This is a genomic window from Nonomuraea aurantiaca (assembly GCF_020215705.1).
Classification (GTDB): domain Bacteria; phylum Actinomycetota; class Actinomycetes; order Streptosporangiales; family Streptosporangiaceae; genus Nonomuraea; species Nonomuraea aurantiaca.
In genome coordinates this window covers 74,680-95,058 of the sequence record NZ_JAIWNB010000037.1, presented here as the reverse complement: position 1 = coordinate 95,058, position 20,379 = coordinate 74,680, and the positions used below count along the sequence as shown (strand labels likewise).

The window sequence follows — 20,379 nt, the reverse complement described above, 5'->3', positions numbered from 1 at the left end:
TCGTCGATCAGCGCGGCGGAGACGAGGCCATCGGTCATGCGACGGTCGCCGTCGGCGGGGTCGGGGACTACGGTGAGCATGGGTGTGCCTTCCCAGCCGACGTTGGCGCGTCGGCCATGCGTGTGAGACCTCAAACGATCACCGGGAAGGTACACCCCTTCCCGGTCGATCCACAGGTCTCTAGCATTGCTCTCCCGCACCATCGGTAACGAGTACTTTCCTGTCTTGTTTCACCTTGAGATATGCCGACGCCGGGATGAGGTGTGCAGTGACCGATAGAGGTCCTGTGTGTCCGCGGCGAGTCGTTCCACGCCGAACGCTTGTGTCGTCCACTCCCTGGCCGCCTCGCCCATCCGGCGTGCGAGGACTCGGTCGGACAGGAGTCTCAGGATGTGTGCCGTCAGCTCAGCGACGTCGGTGCCGGCCAGCAAGCCCGTGTGCCCGTCCTTGACGACCTCCGCGACGCTTCCCACCCGGGTGGAGACGACCGGTACTCCGGCCATCCCCGCCTCGATGAGCGTGATCGGCGTCCCCTCGTTGTCGGAGGTCAACATGACCACATCGGCGCAGGCGTAGACCGTCTCCACGTCTCTCCTCCACCCGAGAAGGTGGAATGAGCCAGGAGCGAGCCCGCCTCGCCGCTCGATCTCGGGTGCCAGCTCGCCGCCCCCGCAGATGACGAACCGGCATTCCGGCGAATGGCGAAGCACGGCGTCGGCCACGGCGAGAAACCGGTCCAGTCGTTTCACCTGGGTGAGCCGGCCCACGTACGCGACGACAGGCACATCCAGTGGAAGGTCCAGCGCCATGCGTGCCTCCAGCCGATCAGGGATCGGTCCGAGGCCCACCCCGGGCGGAATCACGGTGTACTGCTCCAGCCTGCCGATCCCGGCCTCGAGCAGATCGTCCCGCACCTGCGTGCCAACCGTGACGAGCCGGTCCGAGATGGAGGCGAGCAGTCGTTCCGAATGTACGTAGAGACGGTGTCTGGCCGGCGAGAAATAGCCATACAGGAGATGCCCGTGAAAGACGTGCACGCAGGCCGCGCCGATACCCGCCAGCCGGGCGGCCGCCCGGCCCAGCGCCCCGGCCTTGGCCGTATGTGTGTGGACAATGTGTGGGCGAAACGCCCGCATGGCACCGATCAACCAGCCGAGGGCCCTGACATCGTGGCCGGGCTTGACCGACCTGCCGAGGCCCGGAACGCGGTGCACCCCCATCTCCGCCTGCCGCATGTGGAGATGGTCCGTCTCGTCACCGTCAACGTGACCGGTGTAAAGCCGGTGATCGAACTCATCGGCGTCCAGCCGCTCGCGCAGCCCGATTATCTGCGTGGCAGGACCGCCGACGTTCAGGCGCGCCAAGATTTCCATGACACGGATGCGGTCGCCATATGTCATCGCGGGCTCCTCGGTGATGGCCTGGTCACGTCGGAGAAGCTAACCCGCCGCCGGACGTTTCACTGACGCCGTGACGGAGGTTACGAAATGTTTTCCATATTCACTACCTCTGCATGATCTGCCGAAATTCGCACACCTGCCGACGAGCCTCGCTGACCCTCCGCTCACACCAGCGGACGCGCGGGCCCGAGGCACGCGGGCCCGCGCGTCCGGGCCAACTCGCGAACCACCACGTCGATCTCGGTGGCCAGTGCGGGACGTGCGCCGCCGCACATGTGCCCTGCTTCTGTTCAGAGCGCGGCCGGACATCCGCCTGAACAGCCGAGGTCAACACTCTGAGATCAGTTCTCTCGCGAATACAGGCTGCCCCGTGCGGTCGAGGTAAGGAGTCGAAGCCGATCCAGGCCGACCTCCAGCGCGGTCTCCTTCGTCACGAGCAGATAGCGCGACTGAACCTGCTGGCCGGTTCCGCGCAGGCGCAGGGTCAGGCCCACTCCGGCCGGCACGTTCAGGAGTCCTGAATCATAATTGGGCAGGTCGACCATGAGCGTGTTCTCCCACGCGGGCGCCTCCCCTTTGTAGGTGATATAGCGGCCGAGCGCGGCGGCATTGGGATCCACGGGCAAGAAATGCTGTTGGTGGAGCTCGAAGAAAACAGGCCCGAAGGCGCCGATAAGGGCCAGGTTGGCAACCAGCGTGATGATGACGACGACGCGTTCGGAGCGCGCCAGGGCGACCAGCGCCGAGAGCAGCACGTGAGGGGCCAGGACCCGGGAGTCGCGCCAATCGGAGACGTCGTACACCACCACTACCATGACCAACATAGGGACCAGGTTAAGGAGATGGAACGCACCGGCGGCCAGGTCTTCGTGATGGCCGGCAGTGCTTCTCCGAAGATGGCGGACAACGAGTACGGCGGCCGACACGACGATCGCCAGTAGTGCGGCTCGCAACCCCAGCTCGAGCCATTGACCCCCGACGAAACCTTTGGCATTGGTCCAGATGTGCAGGATCAGCAGCTTCGTTCCAGCCAACGGTGAGCGCGCGGTCAGCTCGGTCATCTGTGAGAAGAAGCCGGGAAAAGGGGTTGATGCGGCTACCCAGAGCCCGAAGGCCGCGGCGACAGCCGGGACCGCCTTGAGCGCCGCCCACACGAGTCGCCGGCCCGAGAGCATCGTGCCGCGCAGGAAGAACAGCGGGAGGAACAGCAGCGCCCATGTGGGGCGGAGCAGGCCGGCCAGCGCGAGCAAGACGATTCCGGCAGCGAACACCGTGCGACTCGCACGCGGATCGCGGCGTATGAGCAGGAAGAACACACCAGCCAATACGATGGCCAGCGCTTGCTGGACGGTTTCCTGCATGGTGCTCGACAGATACAGCATCACGGGCCAGAACGTGAGCACGAGGGCACCTGTCAGCGCGGTTCGCACCCATCCGGCCCGGCTCAGCGCCAGGTAGCCGAAGATTGCCGCTGCCATGAGACCCATATTGATGAGCGGACCGGAGAAGGGACGCCAACCCGCGACCGCACTGATGCCCGCCATGAGCATCGGAAACGCGGGGCCATGTGAGCCGAAGTGCAGGAAGGACAATTTCGCCTGCGCCTCGTCGACGCCGTAGAAGCCGCCCGCGAAGCCAACCGCCCGAAAGGTCGCAACCTGGTGCCAGTAGTCGATCTCGTCAGACCAGGAAGGCGTGAAGCCGAGCAAGCCGACGTTGAAGTAATGTCGCACGAGAAACGCCATGACCAGGGCCGGCGAAATGGCAATGACTGTCCAGGCGACTGCATTCACCCACCGACCGCCCAGCAATCGGTGGCGTGGCCCCCGGCGTGATTCTGGTGGCTGATTCACACCTGTCGCACGATTTTCGTGCGACAGTGAAATCGTCGACGCACAATCGGATGACTTCGTCGGATCGCTCATGCCGTGACGGTAGCAGGATTGCCGATAAGGAGCCGAGATCCCCAATGTCAACAATAGTGTGTCGCATCGCCACAACTGTTTGTCGTTAGTTTCCTCCCTTTTCTACCCCTGTGCCCGGCCACCGGTACGCAAAGGACTGGCAAATACCGTGCCGGGTATGGCCGTCAACAGTGGGAATGGCCAGCCATCCGGCCAGACTGCTGCACATGTTCGGAAACACGCATCTCGACGGCATCGCACCACCGCTCGGTGAGCTGGTGAAGCCGGATCTGCCCCCTGCTCGCCGGTTCGGAGCGCGCGGATGGTGGCGGTTCCTGCCGGCGGCGGGCGTGGGTGTGTTCGCCGTGGGGGTGTTGTGCTTCTACGGCGTCTCCGTGCGGGATGTGGCGGTGTTCGCCGCCTATCTGGTGCTGGCCGTGCTGTTGCCCGGGGTGCTGCTGGTGCGGGCGTTGTACCGGCGGCGCCGGACTTTGGTGGAGGAGCTCGCGCTCGGCCTCTGCCTGGGGTATGCGCTGGAGGTGTTCGCCTACATCGGGGCGCGGGCGGTGGGGGTGCCGCTGCTGGTGCTGGCCGGGCCGGCAGCGGTGTACACGGCCTTCGTGGGGGTGCCGGCGCTGCGCCGGCACTGGAAAGGCGGGCCCCGGTTGCGGGCTCCGCTCTGGTGGTCATGCTTCCTGACGCTCGTCGCCGGATATCTGGTGCTGTGGAGCGCGGTCAGCTTCTTCAGGGGAAACGCGCTCGTCTGGCCGGCCCTCGCGAACTCCTACCTCGACGTGCCGTTCCACCTGGCCCTGATCGGCGAGCTCCGGCACCACATGCCACCGACCGTGCCGATGGTGGCCGGCGAGCCGCTCTCCTACCACTGGTTCGTCTACGCCCACTTCGCCGCATCCAGCTGGATCACCGGCATCGATCCGATCATCCTGCTGCTGCGGCTGGGCATGTTGCCGATGATGGTCGCCCTCGCCGTCGTCATCGGCATGATCGGACGGTGCCTCAGCAGCTCATGGGCGGGCGGACTGCTGGCCGTCATCGGCACGATCTTCATGGCTATGCCGAACCTGTACCAGGGGATCGACGTCGGCGTGTTCACGTTGAAGCCGGTGCAGTCGTGGCTGAGCCCCACCCAGACTTTCGGTGCGTTGCTCTTCGCTCCAATCGTGCTCTTCTTCATAGACTTCCGCCGGCTCCGCCACGACCGGGGGGCCTGGGCGTTGCTCGGAATCTTCCTTGCCGCCGTGATGGGGGCCAAGGCGACCTATCTCCCGCTGCTCGCCGCCGGACTGGCGGCCGTCGTCGTCGTGGAGCTCGCCCGGCGCCGCAAACTCTGCCTGATCACACTCGCCGTGCTCGGCGCCACGATGGTGTGCATCGCCTACGCCCAGCTCGTACTGTTCGGCCAGGCGAGGCTTGGTATGAGCGTCGATCCGTTGTCCCTTACCCGGATCAACTGGGGCGGCCTGACCGGACGCGATTCCGCCGCGGCCTCCACCGGCTCACTTCTGGGCATCGCCGGCTTGTACCTGTGGAGCTGGACCCTTGAGTGGGCCGGCGTGCTGGGGCTGCTGACCCGGCCACGGCTGTTGCTGCGGCCTCCCGTCGTTCTCATGCTGGGAATCGGCGTGGCCGGGCTCGGGGCCATGCTCATGCTCGGCCATCCCCATCGCAGCCAGCTCCATTTCTTCTGGGCCTGCTATCCGTACCTGGCGGTGTTGACCGCCTACGGGCTCGTCGTCGCGTACCGGCGTGCACGGCTGTCGCGGCGAACAGTCACGCTGGTGACCGTCGCGGCCATGGTCACCGTCTTTCTCGTCCGTTGGCTGTGGGGAATGGCGGTCCCCCTGGGACCCGGCCAGGCCGAGACCCTTCTTCACCGGCCGTATGCCGCTCTCGGGGTCGTCATCGCCATGGCGATCGTCGCTTTCTTCCTGGTCATACGACGTCGTCCCGTCGTGGCGGGAACGCTCGCGACAGTCATGGTCACCGCCATGGGATTGCCCGCGGCATGGTCGACGAGGATTGTCTCGCCGGTATTCGCGGGACCGCGTGACAGCAATGCGACCACCCCGTCCACGGTGGCGGCGTCTGCGATCCCGGAGGGCGCCTTGGCCGCCGGGCGGTGGCTGCGCGAGCATTCACGCCCCGAGGAACTGATCGCCACCAACGAACACTGCCGCTGGGGATCGACCGAGCCATGCGACAGCCGGCAGTTCTGGGTGAGCGCGCTGACCGAAAGGCGCGTCCTCGTGGAAGGCTGGGCGTTCACCCCGAGCAACTACGCTCGTTGGCGCCCAGGGCTCATCGCGGAACTCCAGCCCTTCTGGGATGACGCCCTCCTCAAGACGAACGACGCGGTCTTCCGGTCGCCATCGCCGACGTCGATCCAGGAATTGACCGGCCGTTACGGCGTTCGGTGGTTGTTCGTCCATGAGGGGCTCATCGGCGCCGGTCCCGGGATAGGCGCTTACGCCGAACTCCGGTTCCGGTCCGGTGACTACGCCGTTTACCATCTCGCCCCCAGCGGCTGAGCGCCTTGAGCGGCAGCACGCACCGTACTGAACGAGAACCAGGATGATCCTCCGGAAACCTCCGTTAAGCCGAAATCATCCCCCGACTCGGACAGATCCCGAGCCATCGAGCTTTGCGCTTGTGCAATGACGGCAAAATATCGGGCGGTGCGCGGAGCGCCATAGCCGGGCAGTGTGCTCTCGATTGTCACGATGACCGAGTGAATATGAGGACCGAATCGCTCCCGGCCCGCTCGAAAGTCGTTTACGTAATCCCGCACCTGTCCTCCGAGGAGTCCGAGCACTTCGCGCACATCCCGGCTTTTCTCGCCGCTCTCGGCGCGAGAATGGACGTGGTCGCGCTGGTGGAGCGGGGCACGCCACCCGCGCGACTGCCCGGCGTGCGCAAGGTGATCTCGACGGTCGGCCGGAGCCGGGTCGCCCGTCTGGTCCGCGCGTTCTCGGCGGTCCGCTGGTGCGCGCGCACCGGTTACCGCACGTACTTCCTCCGCTATTCGCGCTTCCTGCTCATCGTGCTCATTCTGACTTATCCGCTCTTCCGGCATCGCATCTTGCTGTGGCGCAGCGGAACGGCCGACATGGTCGACGGCAACAGGCGCAGAACGCTGCGGCATCGATGGAACGACCTGTTCAACACGCTGCTCGCCCGCTGCGCGCACGGCTTCGTGACCGGCCCGGAGAGCATGGTTCCGGTCATGCGGGCCAGATGGCGGATCCCAGCCCACCGAATGCGGCTGCTCTACAACGACATCGACAGCGATCGGTTCGCACCTCTACCTCCAGATGTGCGGCAGGAGGCCCGCCACCGTCTCGGCTGGGATGACACCGAGTTCGTGCTCCTTTTTGTGCACCGCCTCTCCTTCCGGAGGGGAACGCGGCTGCTCGTCCCGTATCTCGACGCCGTCCGAGCCGAGCTGGACCGTCCTGTCCGGCTGGTGGTGGTGGGCGACGGACCCGACCGCTCGTACCTGGAGCAACTGGGTCGCGGCCGAGCGGACCTGCGCATCATGGGGCCAGTCCCGAACCAGCAGTTGCCCTCACTGTACGGAGCCGCGGACTGCTTCCTGATGCCCAGCTACGAGGAAGGCTTTCCGCGCGTGCTCCTGGAAGCCATGAGCACCGCACTGCCCCTCGTGACGACCAGGGCGGGCGGCTCGGCGGACGTGGTGGGACCCGACTATCCCTTCCTCTGCGACGTCGGGGACCTGCCCGCGTTGATCAGGATGACCACTGAGGTGGCGCGCCTGACGAGCTCTGAGCGCGAGGCTCTCGGAGTCCGCATGCGGGAGCGAGCCCGGGAGCGGTTCTCCCCGCAGCATGTCGCCAGCATGCTGGAGGACATCCTATGAGGCCTGTTTCCGTCACTCTGGTCGTGTCGAGTCCCTGGACACGTGACCTGCGGGCCGACGACGGCGACCTGCGCTCCGCGCGGGCGCTGGCCGAACGGCTCGGCGGGCCCTACAGCGTCATCGTGCCCTCGGGAGCGGCGGAGCCGGGGTTCACCGAGCTCGGCGCCGTCCACCTGTACCGAGTCCCTGACCTGTCACGGCCGGCCTTTCTCCGGGCCGCCCGGCACACGATCGACCACGGCCTGCCCAGGTTCTGCGACGTCCTGCTGTCCAGTGACCCGCTCGCCGCCGTGGCGGTCGAGCTCTCCCGAACACGGACTCGGACGCCGCACATCGTGCAGATCCAAGGGGACGTACTCGACCCGGGCCCCGCGTACGGCGGCGTGGTGAAGAGAGCCGGGCTGGCCCTGGTTTCGCGAGCGGCGGTACGCCGAGCCACCGCCGTCCGCGCCGTGCGTCAGGGGATCAAGCGCCGGGCCGAGCAATGGACACGCCGCCCGGTCGCCTACATTCCGAGCAGAGTGGACACCCGGTTCTTCGCGCCTTCAGCCGCTCCGGGCCTCCGTCCCATCCACGCGGTCATGGTCGGCAACCTGCTGCCCGTGAAGAACCACGCGAGTGTGATTCGGGCGTGGCCCCACGTCGTCGACCGTGTCCCCGGCGCACGGCTGGTCGTACTCGGCGAGGGGTCCGAGCGTCCGCGGCTGCAGAGCTTGATCAACGATCTCGGCGTCGGAGACCATGTCGAGTTGCGTGGCTCCGTACCGCGCGACGAGGTCGTCCGCACGTTCGGGCAGGCGCGACTCGCCGTCCATCCGTCATGGTCGGAGGGGCAGCCACGGGCGGTCCTGGAAGCGATGTCCTGCGGCTTGCCGATGCTCTGCTCCGACATCCCCGCGCACCGAGAGATCATCCGGCCCGAGACCGGTGCGCTGCTGACGCCGGGAGACGTGCGCGGGTGGGCGGAGAGCATCGTCTCGCTCCTCGCCGACCCGGAGCGCGCCTGGTCGACCGGGGCCGCCGGACGACGATACGTCGCGGAACACCACGACTTCGACGTGATGATCGACATGTTCGCCGGCTTCATCCGGGACATCGCCATGTCCGCCGGGACCGACCGGTGACGGGAAACGAGATCGGCCTCTGATGATGACATCCTTGCGTGAAACGATGGTCCGGCACGCGCGCATGCCGGCGCGGCGGCAGTTGCGGACGTTCGTCTCGCTCGCCGTCGGCAGCCAGGGCGAGGGAATCCTGTCCGTCCTGAGCACGATCGCGCTGGTGCGGACGACCTCGGCGGCGGAAGCCGGAAAGGTGATCTCCGCGCAATCGCTGGCGTCTGTCTGGTTCCTGTTGTGCGACCCCCGACTGGAGGACGCGGCGCAACGGTACGTGCCGCTCCAGCGGTCCCGCGACGGGGGAGGTGCCGCGTTGTTCGGCCGACTGTTCAGATGGGACGTGGGAATCGGCGCGGGCGCGAGCGGGGTCGGGTTGCTGCTCACGCTGGCCGCGTACCTGATCGGCGGCGTTTCCGGTGATCTCGCGGTGCTGCTCACCCTCGCCATCGTCACGGCCGGCGCCACCTCCTCGACCGGGTCGGCCGGTGCCGCCTTCGCTCTCACCGGACGGTTGCAGCGGCTCGGGCGGGTCCGGCTGTGGTGCGCCGCTCTGCTGTGCCTGCTCGCCCTCGGCGGTCTGCTCGCGGGCGGGCCGGTCGGCTATCTCGCCGGTCAGGCCGCGGGTGCGCTGGTGACCGCGGTGGTGCTCGCCCGGGGGGCCCTGAGGTCCGTCCACAGCGTGTACGGGCCACCCGTTCCGGGTGCCGCTTTGCCCACCGGCCTGGTGAGATTCTCCGCCAAAGCGTCCACCGCGACCTCGGTGGCGGCCGCCTCGGAGTCGGGTCTCCTCGTGCTGGCGGGCGTGGTCGGCGACCCCGCGCTTGTCACCATCATCAAGATCGCCTCGGCCCCGGCCCGTATCTACACGAGCCTGATCAGTCCCGTGGCCTCGATGCTGCAACCCCGGCTGGCTGAGGCGGCGGCGGCCGGCGAAGCTCGGCGCATCAAGACCGACGTGACACGGTCGAGTCTGACGTTGGGGACCCTAGGGGCGGGCGCGCTCGTCCTCGCGATCCCGCTTGCCGGGCCCGTGCTCGGACTGGCCTACGGCTCGTCGTACGCGCAGACGAGCATCGCCGCCCTGCTGCTCCTCGCCGTAGCTTGCGTGAAGGGGGGCGTGTCTTGGTCCAAGGTGCTTCCGCTCGCCCTCGGCAAGCCGGGTTGGCGGCTGGCCTTTCTCACTATTGAGGGACTCCTCTGTCTCGGGCTGCTGCTCCTCGCCGCCCGGATCGCTCAAGAGCCGATCGCCACGGCAGTCGCCTTCGGCTGGGGATCTTTGGCCTTGACCGTGATCGGATCCGCGTTCTGGTTCCTCGCTCTTCGAAGACTGGTGGTTTGCCATGATTGAGGCCGCTCGCCCGGCAGGAATGCCAGGCGTCACACTCGCGAGGCTTCTGCTCGGAGCTGCCGTGGCACTCGCCGGGCTGGCCGCCGACCAGCTCGGTGAGGCCATGACGGGGCGCGCGATCTGGGTGCTGGCTCTGCTGATCCTCCCGCTTCCCGCGCTCCCCGCGCTGATGGTGTGCATCATGCGCATGGACTTGCCCCTTGTCGGTGACTTGAAGGTGTGTGACGCGATCGCCATGGCCTACTTGGTACGGCTGGCCGTCAGCGGCGCGATCGTGGAGATCCGGTTCGCACCGTCCCAGGCGGCCCTCGTCGCCTTCTTCGCCTGGGCCGCCGTGGTGACCCCGGCTCATGCGGGAACGTTCTGGCCGCTCGTTCACCTCGTGCTGTACGCGGCTGTGGGAGTCGGGTTGACGCACAGTCCGGCAGCACGACGTGGCCTGCTCTGGGCGGTGCTGGGGCTGGCCGTCTACCAGATGGTCGTCCATCTGCCACATCTCACCGACCGCCTCTGGGGCAGTCTCATGGCGGACCCCGCACAGGCGGGTGCGCTTCTGCTGGCAGCGCTGATCTTCAGGCCCATCAAGGCACTGCCGCTCCCCGCCCGGATCCTGATCCGGCCTCTGCTGGTGCTCGGTGTGGCCGCCACTCAGACGAGGTCGATCTGGTTCGCGTTCGTTGTCGTGCTGGTCGCGACGGCGCTGCCGAGGCGATGGTACGTACCCGTGACGCTGCCGCTCGTCCTGGCACCGATCGGACTCTTCGTCGTACCGAGGCTCACCACGGTCCTGGATCTCAATCAGGAGTCCGGTGAGCTCCGAGCGGAAGCGATCGCGGTGGGCCTGCGGCAGTTCGGCGAGAAGCCCCTCACCGGCCACGGCTGGGCGGTCCTCGACCACCTCAACGGCGGCATCGTCTACAACCTCTGGGTCCACTTGGGGGTGGCCACGGGGCTCGTCGGCATCCTGCTGTTCCTGGCCTACATTCTCCTGCTGTCCGTCGAGACCTCGCGGACCGATGGTTCCGCGTACCTCTTCCTGACCGGCGTCCTGGCCATCTCGCTCACCGAGACACCGCTCTACGGGGGCTCGATGCTCACCCTGCTCTTCTTCACCGTCATCTCCTCGGCGGCGCTGCCTCGCCCTACTGGGGAAGAACGTCCTCGAGCAGTGCCCGGTATCTCGCGCCCAGAACATCCCAGCTCACTTGGCGCGCCGCCGCACGCGCACGGGTGGACTGCTGAGCCCGTAGGGCCGGATCTCGCAGGAGCCGCACCAGCGCCGCCAGGAATTCCTCAGGAGAGTCGACGATGATTCCTGATCCGGCACCGCTGATCAGCTCGGTGGGAACGCTCCGGTAACCGACGACTGGGACTCCGCATCCCAGGTATTGGGCCACCTTCACCGAGGATCGCTCGTGCTGGATCCGGCGAGGATAGAGCCCCACGTCGAAGGCGGTCAGATAGGCGGGAACGTGCTCAGCGGGTACGTGTCCCACCAGCTCGACGTCCGGCCGGCCCGCGAGCCTGCGTCCCAGAACCTTGCCGACCCCACCGATCAGCCAGAGGCGCGCTTGCGGGCAAGCGGCCACCACTCCGGGCCACACCTCTTCAACCAGGTGCGTCACGTTGTACATGGGATCAGGACCACGATCCTGGTCGCAGAGATGCCACGCGGCGGCGTAGCCCACCGTCAGCTCTCCTGGCTTCTTGTGGTGCCGCACGTCCTCCAGCACTCCGGGATCGGGCTCCACCGTCCGCAGGCCGTGGCCGATGACGTGGATCGGGCACGTCACACCCAGTTCGCGGTAACGGTCGGCGGCCGCCTGGTTGGTGACAACAAGCGCGGCTATCTGCCGAGAAGATCGCAGAGTCCGCACCTCGTCCTCGGTGAAGTACGGATCGTCCATGTCCACCACGACAGGAAACGCAGCAAATGGAATGTGCCTGGTGTTGGTGATGAATCCATATCTGTAACGCCTGGCGGCCTGCTGGAAGAGAAGGCGCCCGTGCGCACCGATGGAACGATTCAACGCGCGGAACTGAATCCCGCGAATAATTCTCCTGTCAGTGCAGCGCAGCATGAGACTGTCCACCCGATCCAGAATGGGCAACAGCTCAGCATATCTGGTGTTGTTGATGCTCTTAAACCAGATATTAGTATGAAATACCCGATTTTCGGCAATATTGCCGCGCCTGAGATCGGCGAGTTTGATCTCACGGAAATCCATATCGTCACCGTCCCGGAGCCCCTGCTTCGCGGCAAGAACCGACACGCCCCGAATACTCGCCATAACCACTTCAGGGCCACGCTGATCACGGCATCGGACGACCCGACCCGCGATCAACCTGGAGCCACGCGGATCCCCACCTACGTCATGTTCGACAGCTGGTAAACGGCATGGTCTTCAGAGCGGAAACGGAGCTGAGCGAAGGCTGAGAGGTCGACGCCGGCACTCATCCGACGTTCGTCCACGAATAGCCACCTGACTCCATAATGGTCACGCAGGTATCGGACCGCGTCCGATGAGGGCGCCTGGAACACCGCATCGTTGGCCCGAATTCGCTCGCGATCCCAGAAAGGAAGATTCTCCTTCACCTTCCCGGGGCTCCGGCTGTCCATGTTGGTCGCTGTATAGGCCCACCCTTCGACCAGCACACGTCGTTCGCTCAGTGCGGTCGCCCAAAATTCGCGGCTGTCGCATGGGCTCTCGTATCCCCAGCGGCAGTGCGTGTTCGTGGCGATGAGGTCGTCGGGATCCGAATGGGCGCGCAGCCAGTTCCCCGCGGCGAAAGCGCCCTTGGGAATCGCCGGGGCAGGCGCGGTCCCGTACGGGTCCCGTACGCTTGCCGCCTGGCTCCCGTACAGGTCGGGCATGACATTCGCGAACCAGGCGGCGGGCGTGCCCGCGGCCGTGACCATGCAGATCACCAGAGCACAGATACGAAGCTTGCTCTGGCGGGCGGCACGCATCACCAGAACGCCCAGGAGGACGACGCCCAGCAGGGCGAGATAAGGCAGATACAGGACGGTCTCGTCCTCCCCTGCCTCCAGGGGAACCTTGACAGCGCAGAGCATCCGGATGACGTAGACAGCCGTCACCCCGATGCCGGCCGCGAACACCATCGCCCGGAGCGTCACTCCCGCCCGCCGGGCGATGCAGCCGATTCCGTAGACCGCGATCATCGCCAGGTAGGGATAGGACGCCTGCAGGAAGTACCCCTGTGACAGATGCGGATGGCCGAGCAGGAGCGCGGCCCCGAGACCGGCCGCGCTCATGCTCAGCACGAGCACCACCACGGGTTGCGCGAGCAACCGCGGCCGACTCAGGAGCCCGAGGGCTCCGCACCACGTTATGACCCCGCTCAGGACACACAGGAGGGTGACGCCGAGCACGGAGGCCGTCGACACCTCGGCCGCGTCGCCCGCGCCGGTCAGGTCTCTCAAGGTCACACGTATGATCGACAGCGGGTCGACGACGAGCCCCTGCCGCGCGCCGCCGAACAACCCGAACTCCGCGAAGAGCAGGCACGTCGCGGTCAGCCCCAGCGCCGCGAGTGCTCGACGAGGCAGGCAGAACGATCTGGCCGCCTCGACCAGCACGACCATCACCAGCCCGGCCGCGAGCAAGGGCAGGAAGGTGGCCTTGGCCCCCATGACCGCCACGAGCATGATTCCCAGGACCACCCACCAGCCCCGTGGCTGCCGCCGGCGTCCGAGAAGGTCAATGAGCAGCACGACGATCGGGGCGAAGAGCAGGGCCCCGAAAGTCTGGCTCGGGCTTACCCATGACTGTATGGCCCTCCAGGAGAACACTCCGGTGGCCGTACCCAGGTAGAAGCTGGGCGCCGTGATGAGGATCGTGCTCGCGACTGCGGCCAGCGCGCCCATCCGCGAGCCGGTCACGCGCCGGCCGACCAGCCCGAGAAGCACAACGAGCGCGGCGAGCATGGGCAGCACGGCCAGGCGGTAGAGCAGCACCCGTGGTTCCACTCCCGTGATCCAGCTGGCCGCCGCCATATGCGCGTGGACGAACCAGTGGTACCCCAGGGGTTCTCCGGCGACCCCGGGCATTGTGGGAGGCATGTGGTGTTTCAACTCGCCGATCAGGGCCAGGTGAAACGGCATGTCGACGTACGATCTCCCGATCGCCGGCCAGGTGAGGGCTTGGGTCCGGTAGAAGTTGACGGCGATCCACCCGATCAGGTAGATCACGGCCAGCGCGGTGCACCACGACCACCACAGCGGCGTCCGGCCCGCGCGGGACGCGCCCTTCCAGCGCCTGCGCAGCTGGGGGACGGCAAAGAAGACCGCATAGGTGCCGATCGGCCATGCCGCGACGAGCAAGGGCTGCCCGAGCGCACGGGCCGGTATGTAGGTGAGGATCTCGAGCGCGTAGCCGAGCGTCACGCCAAGTGCGATCTCCTCCGGCAGCGTGTGCGCACGCCGGTAGAGGACCCGGATCCACAGCAGGCCCGGCAGCGCGATGCCCAACGCGACATAGCCGCTGAAGAAGGCCAGGTCCCTGACGGACACCCCATAGGACCCCAGCACACCACCGACACAGGCGATCACGGCCATCGTCGGCAGCCACGGAGAGAGACTTCTCTGTAGCCGGCGTGAGGCGGCGCGTTTTCCCTGAGGCCGTGCTCCGTCCGCTTCTGTGCCGGGCACAGGTTCGGCGGGCAGCGCGGAACGCAGAGAGGGTGGGGCTTCGGCCATGCGCGCAAGTCTGACGACGCCGATGCCTTGGACATGGGCCAAAGCCCAAGTACAGCGATGTTCTTGCCGGTCCTTGGCGGGGTTTTCAGGTTTGCCGGTGCCGTAGGCGGTCAAACGCTTGGAGGTTGCGCCGGAATCGGACACAAGACGACACGCCGGGGCCGCCGTCGAATCAGGATATGAGAATGCTGGGCTCCTACAGTCGGTCGTATCTCATCTCTAAGTGACGGGGGTCCTGATATGAGAGAGAAGCTGGTGATCGTCGGACAGGGGTACGTCGGCCTGCCCTTGGCGATGCGGGCGGTCGACGCGGGATTCGACGTCGTGGGTATCGACGTGGACGAGTGGCGGATCAAGCGGTTGAACGCCGGTGAGTCCTATGTCGAGGACATCGATGACGACCAACTGGCCACCGCGCACCGCTGTGGCCGCTATCTGGCCAGCACCGATTACGCCGACGCCGAGAGATTCGACATCTGTGTGATCACCGTGCCGACGCCGCTTCGCGAGGGCGTGCCCGATCTCCGGCACATCGCCTCGGCCGCCCAATCCATCGCGCCGCTCCTTCGGCCGGGCGCCACAGTGGTGCTGGAGTCCACGACATACCCCGGAACCACCGAGGAATATCTCCTGCCCCTGCTTCAGGAAGGCTCCGGACTGCAGGCGCCCGAGGATTTCTACCTCGGCTACAGCCCCGAACGGATCGACCCGGGAAACACCCGCTGGCGGCTGGAGAACACCCCGAAGATCGTGTCCGGCATCGACGAGTCCTCGCTGAAAAGAGTCCAGGCTTTCTACGAGCGCATCGTGCGGGATGCCGTTCCCGTCTCCTCGGTCCAGGTGGCCGAGCTGAGCAAGCTCCTGGAGAACACCTTCCGGCACATCAACATCGCCCTGGTGAACGAGCTGGCCATCTTCGCGCGACAGCTGGGGATCGACGTCTGGGAGGCCATCGACGCGGCTTCCACCAAACCGTTCGGCTACATGCGCTTCACCCCGGGCCCGGGCGTCGGCGGGCACTGCCTGCCGATCGACCCGTCCTATCTGTCGTGGAAGGTCAAGCGCAGCCTGGGGCACAACTTCCGGTTCGTGGAGCTGGCGAATGACATCAACGACCACATGCCGGATCACGTCATCCACCAGCTGGCCCTCGCGCTGAACCAGCGCTCCAGGTCGATCAAGGGCAGCCGAGTGGTCGTGCTCGGCCTCGCCTACAAGAAGAACGCGGGCGACTGCCGCGAATCACCGGCGATCGAGGTGGCCAGGGCCCTGCGCAAGCTGGGCGCGGATGTGCGGGCCGCCGACCCGCACGTGGACCACTTCCTGCTGCCGCAGGGGATCGCGATCGTCGACGCCACGCGCCAGGAGCTCGCTCAGGCGGACGCGGTGCTGATCCTCACCGACCACGACTGCTTTGACTACGAGATGGTCGAGCAGGTGAGCGCCTTCGTCTTCGACACGCGCAACCGCTGCCGGGGGCCCAACGTCGAGCGGCTGTGACGAACGCGGAGCGGGGCTACCTGCCCGACGGCAGGTAGCCTCCGGCGTCCCTAGAGCATGGCCTTCATCGAATCAGCCGCCGACAGCACGTACGGCTGCTCGGCCATGACCGCCGCCCAGTTGTCCGCGAGCGACTCCGGCGTGAGCTCGTCCGACTTCCAGCCGGGCCCCTCGGCCACGAACACCCGCGCCACCCGGCCGCCGCCGACGCTGAACACCTCGCCGCTCGGCTCGCATGACTCGTGCACGAGGTAGGCCACCAGCGCGCTGACCCGCTCAGGGGTGAACTTGGCCTCGAACTCGGCCGGCAGCAGCGACTCGGTCATCCGCGTCCAGGCGATCGGCGCGATGGCGTTGGCCTTGATGCCGTTGCGGGCGCCCTCGATGCCGAGCGTCTTGGTCAGGCCGATCAGGCCCATCTTGGCGGTGGAGTAGTTGGCCTGGCCGAAGTTGCCGAACAGGCCCGCCGGGCTGGAGGTGTTGACGACGCGGCCGTAGCCGGCCTCCTTCATGTACGGGTAGGCGGCCTGGCTGACCAGGTAGGAGCCGCGCACGTGTACGGCCAGCACGCTGTCGAAGTCCTCGACCGCCATCTTCCCGAACGACCTGTCACGCAGGATGCCCGCGTTGTTGACGACGATGTCGATCTTGCCGAACGCGTCGACCGCGGCCTGCACGATCGCCCTGGCCCCTTCCGGTGTGGCCACGTTGTCGGCGTTGGCGATGGCCTGTCCGCCGTTCTTGGTGATGAGCTCGACCACGTCGGCGGCGGGACCCGCGGAGGCGCCGGTGCCGTCGAGCGCGCCGCCCAGGTCGTTCACGACGACCTTGGCACCCCGCTCGGCCAGCAGGAGCGCGTGCGACCTGCCGAGACCGTGCCCGGCCCCCGTAATGATCGCGACCCTGTCATCGAACCGAAGCATCGAACCTCCAGCGCAGGAGAACAACGTTCTAGTCATGGCACAATAACCCGAGTCCGCCGCACTACGACTGATCGTCGCGGATAGTGATCGGAAGGTTCATTCTCTGCTAGAGTTCTGGGCTTCGCATGGGCGGCGACCCCAGCGCTTGTCCGCCCTCCACCGGGCCTTCGGAGGCCGGACATGCCGGTAAACGCGCCCCTTCGCGTGGTTCAGTGGGCCACGGGAGCCGTCGGCCGCTACGCGCTGCGCAGCGTGCTCAGCAGGCCGGGGCTGGAGCTCGCGGGAGTCCTCGTCTATGACCATGACAAGATCGGCAAAGACGCCGGCGAGCTGGTCGGCCTGCCGTACGCCGGCGTGAGCTGCACGACCGACCCGGAGCGCGTCATGGCCATCGAGGCCGACTGCGTGCTGCACATGCCGCTGCCGTCCTTCTACTTCGGCCCCGACCGGAGTCTGGACCTGGAGACCATCTGCGCGCTGCTCGCCGCGGGCAAGAACGTCATCACGACCACCGGCTTCGTCTACCCCAAGTCGTACGGCCCCCGGGTGGTGGAGCGCATCGAGGCCGCCTGCGACAAGGGCGGCACCACGCTCCACGGCACCGGCATCAACCCGGGCTTCATGAGCGACTTCCTGCCGCTGGCGCTGACCGGGCTGTCGGACCGGGTCGACCACATCTATGTGCGCGAGTCGTCGGACTTCCGCGGCCACCCGTCGCGCCAGGTCGTCGTGGACATGGTCGGGTTCACCCGCACGGCCAAGGACTACGCCGCGGCGGTCCGGCCGTTCCGCACCTTCCAGCGCTCGCTGTTCGCCGAGAGCGTGCAACTCGTGGCCGACGCGCTCGACGTGCGGCTGGACGAGGTGGAGGAGCGCGACGAGTTCGAGGTGGCCGGGCGGGAGTTCGAGATCGCGGCCGGCCGGGTCGAGGAGGGCGCGGTGTGCGCGTCACGCTGGGTGTTCTCGGGGCTGGTGCGGGGGCGGCCGTTCATGACGGTCGAGGTGATCTACAAGGCCGACGCCGGCAAGGTGGAACGCTGGCCGGAGCCGGGCTTCGCGATCCACATCGAGGGGGTGCCGCAGATGACCATGTCGATCGACGAGGTCTCCCACGGCCTGGCCGCCGCGGCCGCCCACGCCATCAACGCCATCCCCTCCGTCTGCACCGCCCCGCCCGGCATCCGCACCCTGCTTGATCTTCCCCTCCCCACCGCGCGCGACCGGGTCCGCGTCCGTTAGGCGGGCCACGTACGGCGGGGAACGGGCCACCTGCGGTCAGTTGTGCGGGAGGAAGCGCCCGTACTGCCCGCGGTGGTAGAGGAGCGGGCGGGCCGGGGTGGTCTGGGCGGCGGTGACCAGACCGACCACCAGGGTGTGGTCGCCTATCTCCACGGTCGTGTGGGGAACGCACATGAGATGCGCGGAGACGTCCTCCAGCAACGGCGTGTCGTGCGGACCGGGACGCCAGCGGGTGGGTGCGGCGAAACGGTCGACGCCGCGCCGGGCGAAGCGGGTGGCCAGGTCGTGCTGGTGGCCGGCCAGGACGTTCACCGCGAAATGGTCGGCCAGCCGGAGCCAGGGCCAGGTGGTGGACGACTGGTCGACGTAGAAGGAGACCAGCGGCGGATCAAGGCTCACCGAGGAGAACGAGGTCGCCGTGAGGCCCACCGGGACACCCTCCGGCCTGGCCGTCACGATGACCACTCCGGCGGCGTGCTGGGCCAGGGCCGTGCGGAACTCGTCGCGGTCCAGGGAGATGGTCATCTCAGCGCTCCTTCCCTGAACGCTCCTTGCCTGACCGTTATCTGCGGCACGACCTGATCCGCCCAGCGGGCCAAGGGCCCGTCGTCTCCTGGTAGCTCCGACTCCAGGAGGGCCAGGCCGGGGGTGGGGACGAAGGCGCCCAGCTCCACCAGGAGCGGGCGGAAGTGGACCTCCACCGCCAGGGCGTGCTTAGGGTCGCCCATGACGAGGATCGGCAGGGCGGCAGTGCCGGCCAGGGCGTTCGGGGGCAGCCGGTCGAGGAACGCCTTGAGCAGGCCGGTGTAGGTCGCCTTGTAGGTGGGACTGGCCACGACGGCCACCGAGGCGCTGGTGAGGAGTTCGAGGGCGATCTCCACATTCGCGGTGCTCCGCGGAAGAAGCAGCTCCGGAGCCAGGGCCGACAGGTCGATGACGTCCCTCGGACCCGTGTGGCCGAGCCGGGCGGCGATGGCGTCGGTGGCCGCGACCGCCGCCCCCAACGTGCGCGATCCGGAGCGCGGGTTGCCGACGACGGTGACGATGCTCATGAGGCGGTGGCCAATCCGTAGTGGTCGCGAAGGGTTCGGGCCTCGTACTCCTTGCGGAACAGGCCGCGGATCTGCAGCTCGGGGACGACCTGCTCGACGAAGTCCGCGAGGCCGCCCGGCAGGTGCGGGGGCATGATGTTGAAGCCGTCGGCCGCGCCGTTCTCGTACCACTCCTGCAGCTGGTCGGCGATCTGCTCCGGCGTGCCCGCGACGACCCGGTGACCGCGGCCGCCGGCGAGCTTGCCGATGATCTCGCGGATCGACAGGTCGCCACGGGCCGCCAGGTCCTTGATCAGCTTGATGCGGCTCTGCTGGCCGTCCGGGTTGGGCGGGATGTCCGGTAGCGGGCCGTCCAAGGGGTGGGCGGTGAGGTCGACGCCGAGGATGTTCGAGAGCTGCTGCACGCCGTACGCCGGGACGATGAGGTCCTCCAGCTCCTTCTCCAGCCGCAGCGCCTCACGCTCCGTCGAGCCGATGATGGGCGAGACGCCGGGCAGGATCTTGAGGTCCTGCGGCCGGCGGCCGTACGCGGGGAGCCTGCCCTTGAGGTCGGCGTAGAACTCCTGGGCGTCCTCGAGGGTCTGCTGCGCGGTGAACACCGCCTCCGCGAACCTCGCCGCGAACTCCTTGCCGTCCTCCGACGACCCGGCCTGGACGAGGAGGGGGCGGCCCTGGGGCGAGCGCTGGACGTTCAGCGGGCCCTGGACCTTGAAGTGCGTGCCCACGTGGTCGATCGGCCGGACCCGGGAGAGGTCGGCGTAGACCCCGCTGCGCCGGTCGCCGACGACCGCTCCGTCCGCCCAGCTCTCCCAGAGCGCGTTCGCCACCTGGAGGAACTCCTCCGCCCGGTGGTAGCGCTCGCTGTGCGGCGGGCGTTCGATGCCGAAGTTGCGGGCCTCGGCCTCGCCGGCGGAGGTGACGATGTTCCAGCCCGCCCGGCCGCCGCTGATGTGGTCCAGGGAGGCGAACTTGCGCGCCACGTGGAACGGCTCGTTGTACGTCGTGGACACCGTGGCGATCAGGCCGATGTGGTCGGTGACGGCGGCCAGGGCGGCGAGCAGGGTGAGCGGTTCCAGCCCGCCGAGCGCGTTGTGCCGGACATTTCCCCACAGGGCGAGGCCGTCGGCGAGGAACACCGAGTCCAGCTTGCCGCGTTCGGCGATCCGGGCCAGCTCCTGGAAGTGCCGGATGTCGGTGATGCGGCTCGGCTCGGTGAGCGGGTGCCGCCACGCGGCCTCGTGGTGGCCGACGCCCATCAGAAAGGCGTTCAGGTGCAT

At 67.4% G+C, this 20,379-nt stretch carries 14 protein-coding genes; 6 read left to right on the top strand and 8 right to left on the bottom strand.

Going from position 1 to position 20,379, the window contains the following annotated elements:
• Positions 1-230: 230 nt before the first annotated feature.
• Positions 231-1,373, bottom strand: coding sequence for a glycosyltransferase (locus LDL49_RS49350; protein ID WP_225301896.1), 1,143 nt, complete (start codon positions 1,371-1,373; stop codon positions 231-233).
• Positions 1,374-1,741: 368 nt separating this feature from the next.
• On the bottom strand, positions 1,742-3,325 hold the full coding sequence (locus tag LDL49_RS49345; RefSeq protein WP_225301893.1) for a hypothetical protein: 1,584 nt from the start codon (positions 3,323-3,325) through the stop codon (positions 1,742-1,744).
• A gap of 206 nt (positions 3,326-3,531) precedes the next feature.
• Here LDL49_RS49345 and LDL49_RS49340 point away from each other — a divergent pair, with 206 nt between their 5' ends.
• The 4 genes from LDL49_RS49340 to LDL49_RS49325 all read left to right on the top strand — a co-directional run bounded on the left by LDL49_RS49340 (position 3,532) and on the right by LDL49_RS49325 (position 9,668).
• On the top strand, positions 3,532-5,853 hold the full coding sequence (locus LDL49_RS49340) for a hypothetical protein (protein ID WP_225301892.1): 2,322 nt from the start codon (positions 3,532-3,534) through the stop codon (positions 5,851-5,853).
• Positions 5,854-6,059: 206 nt separating this feature from the next.
• A complete protein-coding gene (locus tag LDL49_RS49335) occupies positions 6,060-7,202 on the top strand; it encodes a glycosyltransferase family 4 protein (RefSeq protein ID WP_225301891.1) in 1,143 nt (380 codons plus the stop codon).
• Positions 7,199-8,326 (top strand): glycosyltransferase family 4 protein, encoded by a 1,128-nt coding sequence (locus LDL49_RS49330; RefSeq protein ID WP_225301890.1) that lies wholly within the window; start codon positions 7,199-7,201, stop codon positions 8,324-8,326. Before LDL49_RS49335 ends, LDL49_RS49330 begins: the two co-directional genes overlap by 4 nt.
• A gap of 34 nt (positions 8,327-8,360) precedes the next feature.
• Positions 8,361-9,668 (top strand): polysaccharide biosynthesis protein, encoded by a 1,308-nt coding sequence (locus tag LDL49_RS49325; protein ID WP_225301889.1) that lies wholly within the window; start codon positions 8,361-8,363, stop codon positions 9,666-9,668.
• Between the two features lie 1,142 nt (positions 9,669-10,810).
• On the opposite strand, the gene LDL49_RS58830 is transcribed toward LDL49_RS49325, so the two are convergent.
• Together LDL49_RS58830 and LDL49_RS49315 are read right to left on the bottom strand one after the other, a co-directional pair.
• On the bottom strand, positions 10,811-11,941 hold the full coding sequence (locus tag LDL49_RS58830; RefSeq protein ID WP_225301888.1) for a glycosyltransferase family 4 protein: 1,131 nt from the start codon (positions 11,939-11,941) through the stop codon (positions 10,811-10,813).
• 95 nt (positions 11,942-12,036) lie between these two features.
• A complete protein-coding gene (locus LDL49_RS49315; RefSeq protein WP_225301887.1) occupies positions 12,037-14,502 on the bottom strand; it encodes an MFS transporter in 2,466 nt (821 codons plus the stop codon).
• Between the two features lie 126 nt (positions 14,503-14,628).
• Here LDL49_RS49315 and LDL49_RS49310 point away from each other — a divergent pair, with 126 nt between their 5' ends.
• On the top strand, positions 14,629-15,888 hold the full coding sequence (locus LDL49_RS49310; RefSeq protein ID WP_225301886.1) for a nucleotide sugar dehydrogenase: 1,260 nt from the start codon (positions 14,629-14,631) through the stop codon (positions 15,886-15,888).
• Between the two features lie 50 nt (positions 15,889-15,938).
• Here the strand turns inward: LDL49_RS49310 and LDL49_RS49305 are convergent, their stop codons facing one another.
• Positions 15,939-16,811 carry an SDR family oxidoreductase gene (locus LDL49_RS49305; RefSeq protein WP_225301885.1) on the bottom strand — a complete coding sequence of 291 codons (873 nt, stop codon included), beginning with the start codon at positions 16,809-16,811 and terminating at the stop codon, positions 15,939-15,941.
• Positions 16,812-16,991: 180 nt separating this feature from the next.
• Between LDL49_RS49305 and LDL49_RS49300 the strand changes: the two genes are divergently transcribed.
• Positions 16,992-18,050, top strand: coding sequence for an NAD(P)H-dependent amine dehydrogenase family protein (locus LDL49_RS49300; RefSeq protein WP_225301884.1), 1,059 nt, complete (start codon positions 16,992-16,994; stop codon positions 18,048-18,050).
• Positions 18,051-18,086: 36 nt separating this feature from the next.
• On the opposite strand, the gene LDL49_RS49295 is transcribed toward LDL49_RS49300, so the two are convergent.
• From LDL49_RS49295 to LDL49_RS49285, 3 genes are read right to left on the bottom strand one after another with little or no spacing between them, the layout of a single operon-like run.
• Complete coding sequence (locus LDL49_RS49295; protein WP_225301883.1) at positions 18,087-18,575, bottom strand: flavin reductase family protein; 489 nt, start codon at positions 18,573-18,575, stop codon at positions 18,087-18,089.
• On the bottom strand, positions 18,572-19,102 hold the full coding sequence (locus tag LDL49_RS49290; protein WP_225301882.1) for an NAD(P)H-dependent oxidoreductase: 531 nt from the start codon (positions 19,100-19,102) through the stop codon (positions 18,572-18,574). Before LDL49_RS49290 ends, LDL49_RS49295 begins: the two co-directional genes overlap by 4 nt.
• Positions 19,099-20,379 (bottom strand): LLM class flavin-dependent oxidoreductase, encoded by a 1,281-nt coding sequence (locus tag LDL49_RS49285; RefSeq protein WP_225301895.1) that lies wholly within the window; start codon positions 20,377-20,379, stop codon positions 19,099-19,101. Before LDL49_RS49285 ends, LDL49_RS49290 begins: the two co-directional genes overlap by 4 nt.